This window comes from Pseudomonas sp. BF-R-24, from assembly GCF_019947335.1.
Classification (GTDB): domain Bacteria; phylum Pseudomonadota; class Gammaproteobacteria; order Pseudomonadales; family Pseudomonadaceae; genus Aquipseudomonas; species Aquipseudomonas jessenii.
The window spans coordinates 26,157-43,586 of sequence record NZ_JAGYGG010000020.1 but is presented as its reverse complement, the minus strand read 5'-3'; the positions used below and the strand labels follow the sequence as shown (position 1 = coordinate 43,586).

Annotated in this window: 12 protein-coding genes and 1 pseudogene; 2 read left to right on the top strand and 11 right to left on the bottom strand. The window is 60.2% G+C overall.

Features of this window, described 5'->3' with window-relative positions; genetic code table 11:
• Window positions 1–390: 390 nt before the first annotated feature.
• The 5 genes from KGA98_RS16970 to KGA98_RS16950 all read right to left on the bottom strand — a co-directional run bounded on the left by KGA98_RS16970 (window position 391) and on the right by KGA98_RS16950 (window position 5,155).
• Entirely contained in the window at window positions 391–966 is a 576-nt protein-coding gene (locus KGA98_RS16970; RefSeq protein WP_223502874.1) for a Panacea domain-containing protein, read from the bottom strand.
• A gap of 1,331 nt (window positions 967–2,297) precedes the next feature.
• Window positions 2,298–2,576 (bottom strand): hypothetical protein, encoded by a 279-nt coding sequence (locus tag KGA98_RS28710; RefSeq protein ID WP_411736669.1) that lies wholly within the window; start codon window positions 2,574–2,576, stop codon window positions 2,298–2,300.
• A gap of 272 nt (window positions 2,577–2,848) precedes the next feature.
• Window positions 2,849–3,112: a hypothetical protein gene (locus tag KGA98_RS16960; protein ID WP_008047515.1), complete on the bottom strand. Its 264-nt coding sequence runs from the start codon at window positions 3,110–3,112 to the stop codon at window positions 2,849–2,851.
• A gap of 512 nt (window positions 3,113–3,624) precedes the next feature.
• Window positions 3,625–4,452 (bottom strand): phosphatase PAP2 family protein, encoded by an 828-nt coding sequence (locus KGA98_RS16955; RefSeq protein ID WP_223502872.1) that lies wholly within the window; start codon window positions 4,450–4,452, stop codon window positions 3,625–3,627.
• Window positions 4,453–4,483: 31 nt separating this feature from the next.
• On the bottom strand, window positions 4,484–5,155 hold the full coding sequence (locus tag KGA98_RS16950) for a histidine phosphatase family protein (RefSeq protein ID WP_223502871.1): 672 nt from the start codon (window positions 5,153–5,155) through the stop codon (window positions 4,484–4,486).
• Between the two features lie 259 nt (window positions 5,156–5,414).
• Between KGA98_RS16950 and KGA98_RS28705 the strand changes: the two are divergent.
• Together KGA98_RS28705 and KGA98_RS28700 are read left to right on the top strand one after the other, a co-directional pair.
• Window positions 5,415–6,476: pseudogene (locus KGA98_RS28705) on the top strand (methyl-accepting chemotaxis protein); the annotation flags it as partial.
• A complete protein-coding gene (locus tag KGA98_RS28700; protein WP_408003798.1) occupies window positions 6,471–7,334 on the top strand; it encodes a methyl-accepting chemotaxis protein in 864 nt (287 codons plus the stop codon). The pseudogene KGA98_RS28705 and the gene KGA98_RS28700, both read left to right, overlap by 6 nt.
• 205 nt (window positions 7,335–7,539) lie before the next feature.
• On the opposite strand, the gene KGA98_RS16940 is transcribed toward KGA98_RS28700, so the two are convergent.
• The 6 genes from KGA98_RS16940 to KGA98_RS16915 form a co-directional block, all read right to left on the bottom strand.
• Window positions 7,540–8,913 carry a DUF1329 domain-containing protein gene (locus tag KGA98_RS16940; RefSeq protein ID WP_223502869.1) on the bottom strand — a complete coding sequence of 458 codons (1,374 nt, stop codon included), beginning with the start codon at window positions 8,911–8,913 and terminating at the stop codon, window positions 7,540–7,542.
• Window positions 8,914–9,047: 134 nt separating this feature from the next.
• Entirely contained in the window at window positions 9,048–11,003 is a 1,956-nt protein-coding gene (locus KGA98_RS16935) for a DUF1302 domain-containing protein (RefSeq protein WP_223502868.1), read from the bottom strand.
• 60 nt (window positions 11,004–11,063) lie between these two features.
• Entirely contained in the window at window positions 11,064–12,353 is a 1,290-nt protein-coding gene (locus tag KGA98_RS16930; protein WP_223502867.1) for a phospholipase, read from the bottom strand.
• A gap of 241 nt (window positions 12,354–12,594) precedes the next feature.
• Window positions 12,595–14,163, bottom strand: coding sequence for an FGGY-family carbohydrate kinase (locus KGA98_RS16925; protein WP_223502866.1), 1,569 nt, complete (start codon window positions 14,161–14,163; stop codon window positions 12,595–12,597).
• A gap of 20 nt (window positions 14,164–14,183) precedes the next feature.
• A complete protein-coding gene (locus KGA98_RS16920) occupies window positions 14,184–15,779 on the bottom strand; it encodes a glycerol-3-phosphate dehydrogenase/oxidase (protein ID WP_223502865.1) in 1,596 nt (531 codons plus the stop codon).
• 5 nt (window positions 15,780–15,784) lie between these two features.
• Window positions 15,785–17,380 (bottom strand): FAD-binding oxidoreductase, encoded by a 1,596-nt coding sequence (locus tag KGA98_RS16915; protein ID WP_223502864.1) that lies wholly within the window; start codon window positions 17,378–17,380, stop codon window positions 15,785–15,787.
• Window positions 17,381–17,430: the final 50 nt, after the last annotated feature.

The window sequence follows — 17,430 nt, the reverse complement described above, 5'->3', positions numbered from 1 at the left end:
ATGAACGCCAGATTGGCTCGAAGAACCTTTTAAGCTCTGCCGGAGTATGGCGAGAGGTAAGAACGCCTTCACAGATTCTTGCGAATACGGAACCGTCCATTGGGTCTTTTGGGACTAATAGCTGGCGCCGAACTCCTTCCTCTAGCGTTTTCACTGACTCAATTCGAGCCTTCGCGTAGAGGACAAAGCTATCGCATCGTATGAAAGGATGATCGCCGGCGCCAAGGAGGCAGCTAGTATCGTGAAATCTACCAGGGCGTATCGTGGAGATGCTGACCATTAAGACCAACTTTTCTTCATGTACGGGATCATTGAGCAAGATGAAAAGGTGCTTGAGGTCAGGTTGCTCCGCCGTGCCTGACGGTACTAATACAGTCGCGCGTCTTGTGACTAGGAACATCTAATCCTCGAAAATAGCTGATCCATGCTGTTGTGACTATCCAGGTTTTGCTGCGCCAGGTGAGCCTCTTCCGGGGCGCGACCGAGCGCAGTGAAAACGTCCTTATAGTCGATTGGCAGAGACGAGCCATCTGGGTCTCGCCATTCGGCGCAATGATCATGGGTGAAATTACGCAATGCCCATGCATCCATAGCACCGAATTCATCTTGAACTGCCGCAAGAACCTCTATGTCAGCTTCGCTGAGGGCCGGCAAATCGAGATCGCTTTGAGAGAGCTCGCTTTGTTTCAAGCTGAGCATGTGCCCAGCCCGGTCGGCGACCCAGCTGTCCCAACCATTTTCGACAGAGAAACCAGAGCCATTCATGAGCTCGTAGGTTTTTGATAATACTGGGCCGTGCGGCATGGAAACCATACGATCCCCGGATATGGGGGTATCGAACATATCCAGCGCTCGACGGTCTGCCAGATAGAGAAGCTTCATCAATTTGAGAATTGACAAGCTTCCGCCATTCCTTTGGAGAAAAAAGGCCGCCATTTGCGCAACCTTGCGTTCATTGAACGCCATGATCCACCTCCTAATGTATTCCCATTCTGTGGAATACCGTGCGACAGCCGCACGTTGTAGCACTTACTTTGGGCACGCGATTATCGCCACCTCGAAAGCCCTGTCAACAAATTCCCGCGCCACGAAACGTGAATTTATGAAACGTGGCGCGCACGATCACTATAGATGAGACGCCCAGAAACTGCGCTGGTTCAGGGATCTTTTTGACTGATATGGGTAACTTGTAAAATCAATTGCGTCGAAATGCTTGCGACGGACGGTACACCACTACAACTCACCGTCGCGGCCAGATCACTCATCCTTCGCCCTAGTGATAGGGGGTGAACAAATTGCTAATGTTAACCACCTACAAACGCGTCAAAAATTCGGTCAAAAGCCCCGGTTTTGTTGGCCGAAAGTGGCCTGAACCTATGCCTACAAGCTGTTAACATTTGCTAACGTGGGATTTCCCATCAGGGAACGAGAGGCCAGGGCGCGGCAATCGTTTCGGTTCAGATGCTCAATGAGGATTCCAACCGCCGTCGGTGCGTTACGGGCCACGTTCCGTTGCAGGAATGTGATTTGAGGTTGTGGCCTTACGAATACTTATGACTGGTCATTTTTCTGTAAGCGTCTAGCAAACACACCTTCCGAACTCCAGCATTAAGGACGATGGTGTCCGCGTATTTTTAAGCGGACGCGATAGCCCTTAATGTCAGGATTTCCATGCGCCAACGAAGCACTTACCCCAAACCGCTCAAAGCCCAAGTTCAGAATGGCTGCAACCCGGTGCGACCATCTCCAGCGTTGCCATCACCCACGGCATCAACGCCAATGTCATTCGCAAGTGATCGGGCATGACCAATATGTCTATCGAAAAGATGTGCTGGTGCGGCTGCCGACGCAGCGTCAGCGAATGGTGAACACGCCTTGCGCAAATCAGGCATGGGCCACGGGATTGGCTCCTGATACTAGATGGTGAGATCAACCGCTTTCATGTGCCCGGCGACAAGCTTGGCTCGCAGAACGGGTGAGACACTGGATGTGCTGTTTACAGCCTCGCCAGCAAAGCAGAGGCGGCGAACGACTATCAGACGATGGCGGCGGTGCTCGGCGCGGCGGTATTGCCATGGAGGGATGCCGCTCGGCACTAGAAGGCCTTGCAACAGTTATTGGACACTCTTAAATTGCGGCACGCGAGATCGTGCCTATCGAACCTTTCAGGGAGAACGTGAAATGCCTACAGTGCAAGTTTTTGATAGCAGTCCTAAAGTTCTGGACGTTGTCCTGGCGCTGCAGAATGACTATTTGGTCGTGATACACGGAGGCATGCGGCCTTATCCCACCGAGATTTATAAGCAAGCGGAGAAAATGCTCAAAAAGGCAAATATCAAAGGAAGTCTGATTCTCCGAGAAGTGCTGCTGCCGGCAGATAACACCCTAAACTGGACGTTCATCATGTTTCTCCACCCCCAATTTGCGCTTGACGATAAGGAAATAGTCGAACTCGGCGGGACAGCGATAGATGCCTGGCTGGCCTCCAAGAAAAAACTGCCGTACATCCATCGTGAATAGCTTGGGTCATCGCCATTCTGAACATGCATTGCGACTTGGTTTTTTACAGACCACATCACGGTCGGATCGAGCTCCCTAGGTGACTTCGCCGGACGGTTACATTTTTCTTGCCTGACACGACGCAGCAACCAGAAGCATGTATGCCCTTGTGTATGCCTTGAGTCTTAGAAGCAAGCCAAGCCCAATGATTACAGGGACATCACAAACCAGTTCAAACGTCCCCGGCCCACCAATTGAGACACCAACGAAGCCCGCCCCGTGCGGGCTTTCTTGTTTCTGGCTGTATCGCTAGCCCTGCAACCGTCTGAAACAGGACCCACGCCAACGATCAGTACTTGATATCCCGGGCTGTGCGACGGGTATCCTGCTTGGTGCTGCGCTTGTCCTGGCGACATTCCACGTTGCTCTTGTCATTGCCCTTTCTGCATTCATCCTTGGTTTGCCGGGCAGTGGATCGCCCTTCCTGCCTGGTATCGCGAGCTTCACGCCGCTGTTCACCCTGCTCGGTCGCGTAGACGGGTAGCGTCACCCACTGCACGCCAGCGGCGATGAGCAGCGTCGCCAGGGCTTTCAAGTAGTGCTTGCGAATCATGACTTTTCTCCAATTCAACATCGTTCGGTCGCTTCGGTCGCTCCCCCAGGCATTCAGCGAAAACGTGAGTTACATCGTACGCCCACAACTCACAAAAGCACTTTGTGGCAGGTGAAATCTGACGATAGGGTCACATGGATAGTCGCGCAATGCCGCTATGTGCATGGTTGCAATATGGGCACCGGCCCGAACCTCCTTGTTTCCAGGTAGTGGCGTCGAGTCGATGCCTGACAGACAAACCGGTCGGAAGCAGACTTTGCCGCGGATCATTTGCCGTAGCTATGCCGCAAGCTCTGGTACAAGGCTTTGATCCAGATGAATTTTTCTTCACCCCACGGTTGCGTTACTGCCTGTACATTGCACTCGCTCATTCAAGAAACTACGGTTTGCCCGCCCTCCCGCGGGCTTTTTTTTGTCTGCGAATTCGCAATTCGAGACTCACTGAAGGTTTCCGCGAGCAACAAAAAACCCGCACCCCTTTCGAGATGCGGGTTTTGCGGTTCAACACCAACTCAATTCGCTGCCTGGATCTGAGTCGCCGCCACCGGTTGTTGCGCTTTGGAGAGCACCGGCTGTTCCAGCCTCGCTCGCCCGTAGAACGCCAGCGCCGTCAGTAAACACGCCAGCCATACGAAGATCCCGGCCCAGAAGGTGTGGGACATGTAGTGCCACCCTTGCAATACCCGTGTGGTGCCATAGATGAAACCGAGGGTCAGCGAGCCGTACATGATCGCTTTCGAATAGCGCCAGCGATAACGGCGAGCCACGAAGTACAACGCCAGCATGGTGAAACCGCCCGATGCATGTCCGCCCGGCCAGCAGCGCCCCTCACCGGCGACTTTCAACAGGTCGAAATTTTCATACCACTCAACGTGCTCCATTTTGCCGCCGTACAGGGTCGTCTCGATCGGGCAATACACGCTGGTGTGGCCCTTGAGGTAGTGAATGACCCCGGTGCTGATGGAGAACGCGAACACCACGTAGAGAAAGTCGCGTCGATGGCGATTGGCAAAGCGCAGCACCGGTGCGACTTTGATTTTTTCCAGGAAGGCGATGATTTTCGAGTGCTTTTCAGCCTTCAGGCGCGGCCAGAGAAACGACAGCAAGGCACCGATAATCGCTATTTCTCCGGTCCAGTTCGGAATGATCCGCGCCCATTTGTGGGTGATTTTTTCGAACAGATGGACCTGGTCCAACGGGTACGTCTGCGTCACCGGATCAAAAAAGTAATTGTTGAAGGCGATGTCGATGCCGGTCATGTCGAACATCAGGAACACCGCGACCGCGCAGGCCAGCGGAATACCAAAATTCACCCGGTAAAAGCGGGAAGCGGTCTGCATGCTCAGTCCTGATTCGAAGGGATGGTGAAATTCAACGGGTCGTCACCGTCGGCCAATCCGATGCTTCGATAAAGCCAAGCATGCGCGGAGTCTGCGGCGTTTCGGCGGAGATAAACAAAGAAGCCCCGTAACCCAGGGTCGACGTCGGCACATGGAGGTCTTTTTCCAGTTGGTCCATGCATTCGCTGTGGGTCACCAGAATCAGGTTACGTCCGGCCACTTTGTGCGCCAATGCGTCGCGCAGCATGGTGCCCCGGCAACCGATCAACCAGTCTTCGCCCGTGCCAACCTTGTTGAACATGAAACCGGCGGTCTGCGCCGTACGCAGGATCGGGCTGTTGTAGATATCGGCCCTGTCCAGGCCCAGGTTCTGGAAATGCGCACCGACACCCATGGCGACACTGCGCGAGCGCTCGGTAATGCCATCGTTGCCAACCAGGCAAGGCGCCGTGGAGTGATCGCAGCGCTCGACGTGGCGCACCAGAACGATCAGGTCGCCCTTGGCCCACCCGGTCATCAACGCCTGTGCACCGGTCACATTGCCGTGAGCCAGGTCCGCAACGGCGGCAGGTCGCAGCAAGAACAGCACCAACGGGATCACCAGCAACGCCGAGACCAACACCACCGCAGCGTTGCGATAACGGGCGAAGCGGTTCAGATCGATCGAGCGTTTTACCCCAAAAAGACTCAGTCTTAATTCCACATCAAGCCGCCTCGCCGGCACGCACTACCTCATCAGATACCGGCAGGTTAAGGAAACGCGCGTCGGTGACGGGTGAAACCCATGTGAAAAAAAGCTTAAAAGCGCTGTAAAAGTCTTGTTACAGAACCGTGCGGAAAAAACCTTTCAGCTCCCGGGATTGCTGCCGATACATCCTGCTTACACCGCTTGGCGGCTTCCAAAAAAAACAATCTTCCAGCCAACCGACGATAAAGAAGTACCAAGTTCCTGGAGGAATGAGATGAATAGCTGGTTCGGCAACATCAGCGTGAACCTGAAACTGGGCCTGGGGTTTGGCCTGGTCCTGGCACTGACCTGCGTCCTGGCCCTGACCGGCTGGACCAGCCTGGGCGGGTTGATCGACCGCAGCAACTGGATGAGCGACATCACCCAGCTCAACGCCGGCCTGACCAAGCTGCGCGTGGTTCGCCTGCAATACATGCTGACCAACGGCGACGAAACCGCCGCGCAGAACGTGCAGACCACCCTCGACGCCTTCTCGGCCCAGCAGCAAGCCCTTCTGGCGAAGTTCAAGAGCCCGGAAAACCTCAAGCTGCTGCGCGAACAAGGCGCCGTCATCGACGCCTACAGAACGTCCCTGGGCAAGATGCGCAGCGCCTATCGCGCCGGCAACAGCGCCCGCGACGCCATGAGTGCCAACGCCGAAACCGCCAACACGCTGATCAATGACATCAATACCCGCGTGCAGCAAATGCCGTTGAGCGACCAGCGATTCGAACAGTTCCAGGCCATCACCGCGGCCAAGGAATCGTTCCTGCTGGCCCGCTACGAAGTGCGCGGCTACACCGCCAGTACCAATGCCGAGACCGAGCAAAAAGCTGTCGGTCAACTGGACGCCGCCATCGCCAGCCTGAAACCGCTGAACGTGCATTTCGCCGATTCCCAACAAGACGCCTTGCGTCAGCTGGAAACCGCGTTGGGCAACTACCGCAGCGCCTTGCAGACCTACAAGACCGCCAGCAATGACGCGGTGCAGGCGCGCAAGGAAATGACCGAACAGGGCGCCGCCATCGTGTCCCAGAGCGATCAGCTGTATCAGATCCAGCTCGACCGCCGTGACGCCGAAAGCGCCCAGGCGCGCACTCTGCAACTGATCAGCACATTGCTGGCTCTGCTGGTGGGCGTCATTGCCGCCGTGATCATCACCCGCCAGATCACTCGCCCATTGCGCGAAACCCTGGCGGTGGTCGATCGCATCGCCAGCGGTGACCTGTCCCACAATGTGCTGGTCACCCGTCGCGACGAACTCGGCGTCTTGCAACAAGGCATCGCTCGTATGGGCGTAACCCTGCGCGACTTGATCAGTGGCATCCGCGACGGCGTGACCCAGATCGCCAGCGCCGCCGAAGAGCTGTCGGCCGTGACCGAGCAGACCAGTGCCGGGGTCAACAGCCAGAAAGTCGAGACCGATCAGGTCGCTACCGCCATGCACGAGATGACCGCCACCGTGCAGGAAGTCGCGCGCAACGCCGAAGAAGCCTCGCAAGCTGCTGCAGCGGCGGACGGCGAAGCCCGTGAAGGTGACAAAGTGGTCAACGAAGCCATCGCCCAGATCGAGCGCCTGGCCAGCGAAGTGGTGCGCTCCACCGAAGCCATGAGCGTGCTGCAACAGGAAAGCGACAAGATCGGCAGCGTCATGGACGTGATCAAGGCCGTCGCCGAACAGACCAACCTGCTGGCACTCAATGCCGCCATCGAAGCGGCCCGTGCCGGTGAAGCCGGTCGTGGTTTTGCGGTGGTGGCCGACGAGGTCCGCGGCCTGGCCCAGCGCACGCAGAAATCCACCGAGGAAATCGAAGGCCTGGTGGCCGGCCTGCAGAACGGCACGCAGCAAGTGTCCGCCGTGATGAACAACAGCCGCGTCCTCACCGACAGCAGCGTGGCCCTCACCCGCAAGGCCGGCGAGTCACTGGAGAACATCACCCGCACGGTGTCCAACATCCAGTCGATGAACCAGCAGATCGCCGCCGCCGCCGAACAGCAAAGTGCCGTGGCCGAAGAGATCAGCCGCAGCATCATCAACGTGCGCGACGTCTCCGAGCAGACTGCTGCGGCGAGCGATGAAACCGCCAAGTCCAGCATTGAACTGGCGCGGTTGGGTGGTCAATTGCAGCAGATGGTGAGCCACTTCCGCGTCTGACGTTCAGCGCTCGCTGAATCGACCATCCAATCGCGAACAGGTTCGTCCTGTAGGAGCGAGCTTGCTCGCGATGGTGGTCAACGATAACGCGTGCATTCTGAATGATCGCGGCGCTGGCAGGTACTTCGCGAGCGAGCTCGCTCCTACAGGACCGGTTTTCTGCGATTGAGGTCTGACTGACTGCAACTTTCCAAGACTTACGCCCTCACCGCGTCCCGCGCTGGCGCAATGCCGACGGCATGAAGTACGCGTCTTCGGGCACCGGTTGGGCAAAGTCCACTGTGCCCGGCTCTTCGTTATCCAGGTTCTGCACGTAGTAACGACGCGCCTGTAAGTCATGGAATACGTCCAGCGCACTCCAGGTGGTGGGCAGGTCGTAGAAGTTTTTCAGGTAGGCCATCGACACCCGCCACAACTCCCCACGCCCGTCATATTGATCCACCAATGCGGCGCCCCAACTGTCCTCGTCCAGAAACAGCACGCGCTTGGAATAGATATGCCGCGCGCCCGGCTTGAGCGTGCCTTCGACCACCCAGACCCGATGCAGCTCATAACGGGTGAATTGCGGGTTGAGGTGGCCCGGTGTGAGCAGCTGCTCGTACTTCACCTCAGGGCTGCCGACTTTGTAATTGTTATAGGGAATGTAGACCTCTTGCTTGCCCTTGAGCTTCCAGTCGTAGCGGTCTGGCGAGCCGTTGAACAGGTCCGTATCGTCCGCCGTGCGCAGGCCGTCGGATGAGGCGATCGGGGTGTCATACGCGAGGTTCGGCGCCCGGCGCACACGGCGCTGGCCCGCGTCGTAGACCCAGGCCTGACGCGGGTCCTTGAGCTGGTCCAGGGTCTCGTGAACCAATGCCGCACCGCCCGCCAGACGGGCCGGGCTCTTCACGAACGCCAGGTAGTAAAACAGCATGTTTTTCAGGTCGGCAAACTGCCCGCCCGAGCGGTAATAGTTGAAGAGCCCCTCCTGCTGCGAGGTCACAAGCGCGAAGCTGCCGTTGCGTTGTACCGGCGCTTCGGAGGCACGACGGACCACATAGATGCCGCGATAACGGGTGATGTGGTTCCACAGCACCTCGATGCCATCCTTGGGCACCGGGAACGGCACACCGCCATAGGCATCGTCAAAACCGGTGCCGCCATCGAGCAGCTTGGCCGAGGTCGCGTTTTTCAAGGTGTTGTCATACAGCCACTGCGGCGCCGCGCCCGAGCGGCGAGAGGGATAGACCGGCATCTGGAAGGTGTCGGGGTAGCTGTTGAACAGTGCGATCTGACCCGGGCTGAGGTGGGCCTTGTACTGTTCAAGGTTGGCCTTGGTGATGGTGAACAGGGGCTTGTCCGCCGCATACGGGTCCAGGTGATGCTGGCCCGGCTTGTAGCCCGCCGGTGCCTGGGTGATGCCGCCGTTCCAGGCCGGAATGGTCCCGGCCGCATTGCCGGCACGCTCGGCCCCCAGCGGCGTCAGCGTGGTCTTCAATTGCTCGGCCTGCTGGGGCGAGATCGCGGCCAGCGCGTTGCCGGCGGCCAGGCTCAGGAGCAGCGCCAGCGTGGTCTTGGTCAGTCGTGAAGTGTGAAACATGATCGTTCTCCGAAGTACAAAAACCTGTGGGAGCGGGCTTGCTCGCGAAGAGGGCGGCACATCCAGCACAGATGTCGCCTGATTCACCGCTTTCGCGAGCAAGCCCGCTCCCACAATGGGTCTGCGTGTAGCAATCAAAGGAAGTACTTGAGGTTGAAGCCGACGTTGTCGCGGTCACGCAGGCCGTTGTCCTGCCCACCGCCGTAGAACTCGGTGTATTGCAGCTCGGCCTCCAGCTTGTTCTGGTAGTTGGCCTTGATCCCCAGGGTGTAGGCCTTGCGGCCCTCGATGATGTTGCCCGCCTGGTAACTGTTGCCCTTGAAGTCATCCTTGTAGACGACATAAGGCGAGACGTTGACCCCGGCATACACGTCGTTCCAGGTGCCGTTGAGCATCGCGGTGTAGCTGTAGGAGTTGCGGTTGACCTGATCGCTGCGTTCGCCGCCGGACACATAGGAAAAGTTACCGGTGCCAGCGTAGTAACGGGTACTGCCGTCATAAGCGGTGTATTGCAGGCTGCTGCCGCGCAGGTGCTCGGACGCCAGCTCGAATACGCCGAACATCGAGTCGAATGACAGGCTCGGGCCAAAGTTGTAAATGGTGCCCATGGACGCGTTGAACGCTTCCACCCGCTCGGCGTTATTGATCTGGCTGTCGAGCGTGACCTGCTGCCCGCCGATGTTGATGGTCTGGCCGCCTGCCGCTGCGGCGGCGCCGTTGGCCAGGTCGCCGATCAGGTCGTTGGTGGCGGCGACCCCGATGGGCAGGTTCGGCCGATAGGCCACTTCGCCGAAAACCGACGCCTGGCCCAGGGTGGTGTTGAAACTGAAGCCGTACATGCGGATGTCTTCGGCGTAGCGCCGATGCGCCTGAATATTGCCCAGCACATCCATGGTCGCCAGGCCGTTGGCCAGTTGCCCCGCCTGGCTGCCGGCAACACCGGCCAACAGGTTGGTCAGGGCGTTCATGTCGATGCCCTTGTACCCACCCAGATCGGCGGAAATGGTCGGTTCCTTGGCGTGGTAGTTGACCATGTACAACCCGAACTCGGTGCTGTTGAGCTCTTCTACGATGTAGCGAAAAGCGAAACCGAACTGGCCGTCGTTGCGCGCGTTGAAATCCTTGCCGACCGTGGCCACTTTGACGGTGTTGCCAAAGGCCGGGGTGACCCCGTTGGCGTACAGGCCGGTGGTGCTCAGGGCCTGGCTGAGCAGCGGGTTGTTGCCCAGCGCGCTGTACAGATCGATCACGTTGCCGAAGCCAGGCACCGGGGTGTCCAGGGCGGTACCGGTAAAGTTGTTGTAGGCGGTGTTGCCGCCGTCGGCGAACAGGTCCGTCTGCGAGTAGAACGTGCCGACCGGGTCGATGCGGGTTTCCTTCCAGTTCGTCTGGTAAAAGCTTTCCATGGTCAGGCTGTCGGTCAGGCCGATGTTGAAGCTCAGCGCTTCCACCGGCACCAGCACTTCCTTGACTTCGGCCCCGGGCAAACGGTATTTGGCCGCGTCCACCGGGTTGGTGGTGTTGACCCCGCCACGGTAGAAAATCCCCTCACCCCAGTTGAACACCTGGCGCCCGACACGGGCCGTGACTGGCATCTGCGCAACGTCCCAGTTGCCATAGAGGTAGGCATCGAGCATCTCCACCCGGCTGCCGGCGATATCGCGGGTCTGGTCAGTAAAGTGGTCGTCCTGCGGGAAACTCTGACTGGGTTGCGACGGGTTGTTGTTACGGTAGTAATCGTTGCGCTTGTCCATCAATTGGGTGTCATAGAACGCGGTGCCGCGCACGAACATCCCGTAGTTCTGATAGTTGGCCTCGAGCTCCGAGGTGATCTTGTACACCTCGGAAACCAGCCCGGTGTCGAAGTTGCGATTGCCGTCGTTGGTGTTGACGTCGTCGTTGTTTTTGTCCCGGCCCTGGACCCGCCACAAGCGGCCATAGGACAAGGTACTGTCGAATGAACCGGTGATCTGGTTGTCCAGCACGCTGAACTCCTTGGCCTGCACGCCGTCGACCGCGCACAGTTGCAGCAGCCCTGCCAGGCCCACGCCGGGAAGCGCCGCGCCAGACAGGCGAAATCGAGTGCTCATGATCCGTTCCTCTTTCCCTGGTTTTATTGTTTTTGTGTTCTGAAAATGTGGCTGCGATGGCTATGGCGCCAATCCCGCACGGGCGTAAATCCGGCTGTGGGCGCCGAAATTTCCCAGCAGTTTGAATAGCTGCCGGTTGAGTGCCGGATGGTCGAAGTCTTCGCGCTGCAGCTGATTAGCGCTGCTGAAATCGCTGGTGATCGGTGCCGTGTCCAACCACTGGCCGATGGCTTCATCAAACGCCGCGGATTCGTCGACGGACTCGGCACTCACCACTTCACGCAGGTAGTCCACCGAGTACGGCGGATAACGGCCGTCCTGTGCAGAGTCGGTATAAGCGTCGAGCATCGGGTGTGCATGGCCGGCGCGCAGCAGGCGACGAAGCCAGGTCGACTGATACTTCTCCACTTCCATGTGTCGGGTGGCGACCCGTTCGATGGCGGCATGTTTGTCCGCATCGAAGCCGGCCAGGGCCTTGCCTTCCAGCACCAGCAGGCTCGCCAGTTCGACACCGGGCAGCGGCTTGGCGTGATAAGGCTGGGTCAGGTCCTGAACGTGGTGCAGGCCCCAACCGAGAAATCGATAGCCCCAATAAGGATGGCCAGTGGCAAACGCCAGTCGCGCCAAGCCCATGTACTGGTAGGCGCGCCAGTCCGGCCAGCTGCGCTGAAGAAACCCGGCAGCGGCGTACACCACCGGGCTTTCATGGAAGAAGCCCATATGGAACGGCGCCTGGGAGCTGTACTGAAACCGGGCGTCGCCGAAAGGCTGCGGGCCGAAGCCGTACAACGCACCGACTTCGCCGGGGTTGTCACTGAACAGGTTGATGTCGTGGCCGTAATCCGGCTCATCGGCAGCGCTGGCCAACACGGCCAGGGGCGCGACTTGTTCGTGGTCAGCGACAACGATGAAGCGCTGGCGATTCCACGGTGAAAGCGTCTGTTGCACCATGACTTGTTCGGCCTTGAGGTGTTCACGCTCGGGCAGATCCTTGCCCGGCATCGGCTGGATGACCATCGCCAGATGAATCCCGGGGTTGATGCGTAGTGCGCTGAGGAAGTCGTGGCGCAGTTTGTCCCCAGGCACGACAGGCAATCGCAGGTTGTCGGGGCGCGGCGGGTATTGGGCGAAGTGCTCGCGGGCGAAGCGCTCCTGCTCATCGAGCAGCGCACTCACGGCCTGGTATTGCTGCGAAAGAAACTGTTCCAGCGGCTCGACTTCGACCTGCGGTGCATCACGCAAGGCCGGCAAATCCTGCAACGCCAGGTAGCTGCCCACCGTATGGTTCGACCAGCCCCAGGCTGTGGGGGCCGTTGCACAAAGCAGCAACAGGAGGAATGTCAGCTTCATTGCTTGGTTCTTATTGGATGTGCTGTGGGGGTTGAGCCTAACAACCGACCCTGCCCCTGACACTGTCCAATCTCACCAGAAAAGGTCTCCGATAGCGCCACATGCAAGGTAGAAGAAACACCACAGTTCATTGTGGGAGCGGGCTTGCTCGCGAAGGCGGAGTGTCAGTCGCCATTGATGTCACAGACACATCGCCTTCGCGAGCAAGCCCGCTCCCACAGGGGGGATCTACGGTGTTCTTTCAGGCCGGGTAACCAGTGATTTTGCGGATGCTCTGGTACAGCGGCTTGAGCTGTCGATACATGCGCAGGTAGACCTCTTTGTACAGTCGCTCATAGATCTGCTGCGCCTCGGGTTGCGGCATGAATACCGCACCGACCCGGGTCATGGCGGCCATCGCCGTGGGGAAATCCGCGTGCAGCCCCAGCCCCACCGCGCAGCAAATGGCCGCGCCCAGGCCGGACGCTTCGTAGACATGCGGACGCTCGGCCGGCAGGCCGAAAATGTTCGCCGTGAGTTGCATCGCGGCATCACTCTGGGAGCCACCACCGGCGACGCGCAAGCGCGTGATGGAGACCCTCGAACGCTTCTCGATTTTCTCCATGCCCTGACGCAAGGCATACGCCAGACCTTCGAGGATCGCCCGGTAAATGTGCGCGCGTGTATGCACGTCGCCGAAGCCGATCATCGCGCCCTTGGCTTCGACACCCGGCTCGCGGATACCGGGCGACCAGTAGGGTTGCAGCATCAACCCCATGGAGCCCGGCGGCACGGCGTCGACCAGCGCATCGAAGAGTTGCTCGGGCTCCACGCCCTGGGCTTTGGCCTGCTGCATTTCCCGCAGGCCGAACTCGTTCTTGAACCAGCTGACCATCCAGTAGCCGCGATAAATCATCACCTCGCAGTTGTATTGATCCGGTACCGCGGACGGGTAAGGCGGAATCAACGGGACGATTTCCAGGTAGCGTGACCGGGTGCTGGTGATCGTCGCCGTGGTGCCGTAGGAAAGGCACACGGTGCCTGAATCGACGACGCCGGAACCCACGACCTCGCAGGCCTTGTCGGCACCCGCGGCAATCAGCGGCAGCCCCTCGGGAATGCCGGTGTGGCGGCTGGCCTCGGCGCTGATGTAGCCGAGGGTTTCACCGGGCTTGTGCAGGCTTGGCAGTTGTTCGGGGCGCACCGCCAGCGCCTGCCACTTCCAGTCGGCGGGGGCGGCCCAGCGCAAGCGCTTGAAGTCGAACGGCAGGTAACCGACGCAACAGCCCACCGAATCGACAAAGCGCCCACACAGGCGATGGGTGAGAAACCCCGAGAGCAGCAAAAACTTGTCGGTCGCCGCCCAGACCTCAGGCTGGTGGCGGGCGATCCAGTTGGCCTCGGCCTGGGTGCGAAAGTAGTCCACTGTGGCTTGCGCGCCGACCAGTTTGAACAGCCAGCCCCACGGTCCCTTGATGCCGCCTTTGACTTCGGCCTGGCGTTGATCGAGCCACAGGATCGCCGGGCGCAGCGCCTTGCCCTGAGCATCGACGTTGATCACTGTGCCGCGCTGGGTGGTCAGGGAAACACCGGCGATCTGTGAACGATCGATGCCGGTTTGCTGCCACAACTGCTGGCAGGCCTCACCCAGTTTTGCCCAGTAATACTCCGGGTCCTGTTCGGCCCAGCCGGGTTGAGTCGAATAATAGGCCTGCAACTCGACCTTGCCTTTGCCCAGCAGATTGCCCTGCAGGTCGAAGAGCAGCGCGCGCACGCTCTGGGTGCCATTGTCGATGGCCAACAGGTAACGCTTGTTCGGGTGGTTATCCATGGAGCTCTCTTCAATGGGCATCAATGCGCGGCATCCGGCAAACCATGATGGCGTTGCCACAACGCCCGATAACGCTGTAATTCCTGCTGCCAATGCTCATCGTCCCAACCCAGTCGCGGTTGGCAGAGTTGGCGAATGGCAGCGAAGTAATCCTCGCCACCGCGCGGCAGCAACAGGCCCAGGCGGGTTCGGCGCAGCAACAGGTCATCCAGGTGCAGGACCATTTCCCCATCGCAGGCAACGGCCAGCTCCGCCCACAAGGTGTCAGTGCCGCCGACGGTGTCATGGCCGAGTTCCGCGATCAGTTGCGCCAGCCTCGGCAGGTCACGGCCATGCCGCCCGGCCAGGCGCCGCCACCGGTTGGCGCTGAGCCCCGGTATCGCCAGCGGCGGTACGGCGGCGAACACCGGCGCGGCGTCATCATTGAAGGGGCGCTCGAGCATGGTTGCGCAGGCCTTGAGCACTTCAATCGCCTGCGGGCGAAAGGTGGTCAGCTTGCCGCCGGCCAGGGTCACGCAACCAGGCTCCTGCCACAGCACATGCTCACGGGTTTCATTCGACGGCTTGTCTTGATGCTCACCCGCCGCACTGCCCACCACCGGGCGCACGCCCGACCAGGTCGACAGCACATCGGCGGCGACCACCTCGGCCTGGGGGAACTGTTGGCTGCAGGCCGCCAGCAGATAGTCGAGTTCATCAAAGCTGATGCTCGCGCTCTGGTCCAGATCGCCGTGATGATCGAGGTCCGTGGTGCCGACCACCGTGGCACCCTCCCACGGGAAAACGAACACCGGTCGACGGTCGCGCTCGTGCAGGAAGGTGAAGGCTTGCGCCACTGGAAGGCGCCAGCCCGGCAACAGCAAATGACTGCCACGCAACGGCCGCAACTGGCGAGGGGCATCGGGCAGGCGCAAGCGCTCGGCCCACGCGCCGGTGGCCACGGCCAGCGCACCACAACGCAATGTCAGTAACCCGCCCCCTTCGCAGTCTTCGACCTGAACCCCGCAAACGCGCCCCTCTTCACGCAGCAATTGCTGTACGCGCACGCCGTTGAGCACCACGGCGCCATCGGCCCGGGCCTCGCCCAATACACGCATCACCAGACGGGCATCATCGGTCAGCGCATCGACAAAACAGGTGCCGCCCAGCAGATCATCTTCCTTCACCCCGGGCGCCAGATAACGCAGTTGTTGCGCGTCATGGAAGTGATGGCTGCGCCGCCCGGCCAATGCGTCATAGATGGACAGCAAACCACCCAGCACCCGCGGTCCGGGAAAACCGCCACGGTAATGCGGCATCATGAAACTCATCGGCTCCACCAGCCCCGGCGCTTCGTCGAGCAGACGCTGGCGTTCGCGGACTGAGTCGCGGGTCAGGCGCCACTGGCCCTTGGCGATGTAGCGCAAGCCGCCATGGACCATTTTCGAGGAGCGGCTGGAGGTGCCCCAGGCGAAATCGCGCTGCTCCAACAGCAGGCAACGCCACCCGCGGCGCGCGGCTTCGCGCAGGATACCGGCGCCACTGATGCCGCCACCGATGACGATCAGGTCCCAGGTTTCATCCGCCAGCGTCGGCAGCACCCGTTGTCGCCACGCCGCGTTCCAGTCCAGGCTCATGGCCGTCACTCCTGCAACAGCGTGCCAGGGTTCAGTCGCCCGGCCGGATCAAAGTGCCGACTCAGTGCCTGCAGGGTGTCCATCGCCAGCGCGCCCTTCTCCCGCAGCAGATACGGCGCGTGGTCCTTGCCCACGCCATGCTGGTGACTGATGGTGCCGTGGTTGTCGACGATGGTCTGGCTGGCCGCCTGCTTGAGCGCCTGCCAGCGCGCCAGGGTGGCGGGGTAGTCGGCCGCCGGGCGAAACACATAGGTGGTGTAGATGCTCGATCCTTCGCCATAGACATGGGAAAGGTGGGTGAAGACATGCACCCGCTCGCCTTCGGCAGCCAAGGCGTCGCGCAGGCTGTTTTCGATCAGCGTGAGCAGGTTATCGACGTTGCTCCAGTCAGTGGCCGTCTCCAGGGTGTCCACCACGTAACCGGCGTTCCACAGGTTTTCCCGCAGGTAGGGAAAACGAAAACGGTTCTGCGCCCACTTCTTGCCGAGCAAGGTGCCGGTAAACACCCCGCCGAACGCCTTGAGGTGCTGCCGGGCCTGGCGCAGGGACAGCGCATTTTGTCGTCGATTGCCGGTCACGCCGAACGTCAGCAGGCATTTGCCCTCACCGGCGCCGCGCAGGGCCAGGTACTTTTCCAGCCAGGCGATCTGCTGCGGGTGACCGGCCAGCGCCAACTGGGTTTCGGTTTCCACCGCGTTGGACAGGCGCAGCATCGACAGCGGCACCCGCGCCTGGGCCAACTGCCGGATGGCTTGCAGCGCCTTGGGCCAATCGGGCAGAAACACACCATAGAAACGCTCATCGGCGGGCAGAGCACTGACCCGTACCTTCACCTCGGAAATGATCCCGAAGCGGCCCTCACAGCCCAACACCACCTCGCGCAGATCGGGCCCGGCCGCCGAGGCCGGAAAGGAGGGAATGTCCAAAGGTCCGGCAAAGGTTTCCAGGGTCCCGCCGGCGAACAGTTGCTCGATCCGCCCATAGCGCAGCGACTGCTGGCCACTGGAGCGGCTGGCGACCCAACCACCCAGGGTCGACAGCTCCCACGACTGCGGGAAATGCCCCAGGGTGTAACCATGGGCGCGCAACTGACTTTCCACCTGCGGTCCGCTGGTGCCAGGGCCGAAGGTGGCCATCAGGCTCTGTTCGTCGAGGTCCAGCAGGCGATTCATGCGGGCCAGGGAAACCGTCACCACCGGCCGCGCGGAACTCGGCGGGTTGATGTGACCGGCCACCGAGGTGCCACCGCCATAAGGAATCAGGCACAGGTCCTGTTCATGGGCGAGCAACAGTAACCGGCGAATCTGTTCAGCGCTCACGGGATAGGCCACGGCGTCGGGACAATTCCCCAACGCGCCTTCACGCAACGCCAGCCAGTCCGGCAGGCTCTGCCCTCGCGCATGCAGCAAACGATCATGGGCATCCACGCTGTACAGGAAGTGTTGCTGCAACCGCGACGGGGGCACGCGGGCCAATGCTGTCTCAAGCGTCGCATCGGGCAGCGCTCGACCGTCACCCACCCGCCGGGCGAGAAAACTCGCGCCTTGGGCCGGCAGTTCGACCACCGTGGTTGCATCTCCCCAGCCGTTCCAGCGTCGCATGCGTGTGTCCTTTTGCGGTTCTGATCAGTGATATTTCAGGCCCCCATACT

Coding starts and splice junctions, on each gene's coding strand:
- KGA98_RS28700 (WP_408003798.1), top strand. CDS start 6,471: ATGGGCGTAACCCTGCGCGACTTGATCAGTGGCATCCGCGACGGCGTG.
- KGA98_RS16955 (WP_223502872.1), bottom strand. CDS start 4,452: ATGCAGACCGCTTCCCGCTTTTACCGGGTGAATTTTGGTATTCCGCTG.
- KGA98_RS16915 (WP_223502864.1), bottom strand. CDS start 17,380: ATGCGACGCTGGAACGGCTGGGGAGATGCAACCACGGTGGTCGAACTG.
- KGA98_RS16970 (WP_223502874.1), bottom strand. CDS start 966: ATGGCGTTCAATGAACGCAAGGTTGCGCAAATGGCGGCCTTTTTTCTC.
- KGA98_RS16925 (WP_223502866.1), bottom strand. CDS start 14,163: ATGGATAACCACCCGAACAAGCGTTACCTGTTGGCCATCGACAATGGC.
- KGA98_RS28710 (WP_411736669.1), bottom strand. CDS start 2,576: ATGTGGTCTGTAAAAAACCAAGTCGCAATGCATGTTCAGAATGGCGAT.
- KGA98_RS16960 (WP_008047515.1), bottom strand. CDS start 3,112: ATGATTCGCAAGCACTACTTGAAAGCCCTGGCGACGCTGCTCATCGCC.
- KGA98_RS16930 (WP_223502867.1), bottom strand. CDS start 12,353: ATGAAGCTGACATTCCTCCTGTTGCTGCTTTGTGCAACGGCCCCCACA.
- KGA98_RS16920 (WP_223502865.1), bottom strand. CDS start 15,779: ATGAGCCTGGACTGGAACGCGGCGTGGCGACAACGGGTGCTGCCGACG.
- KGA98_RS16940 (WP_223502869.1), bottom strand. CDS start 8,913: ATGTTTCACACTTCACGACTGACCAAGACCACGCTGGCGCTGCTCCTG.
- KGA98_RS16935 (WP_223502868.1), bottom strand. CDS start 11,003: ATGAGCACTCGATTTCGCCTGTCTGGCGCGGCGCTTCCCGGCGTGGGC.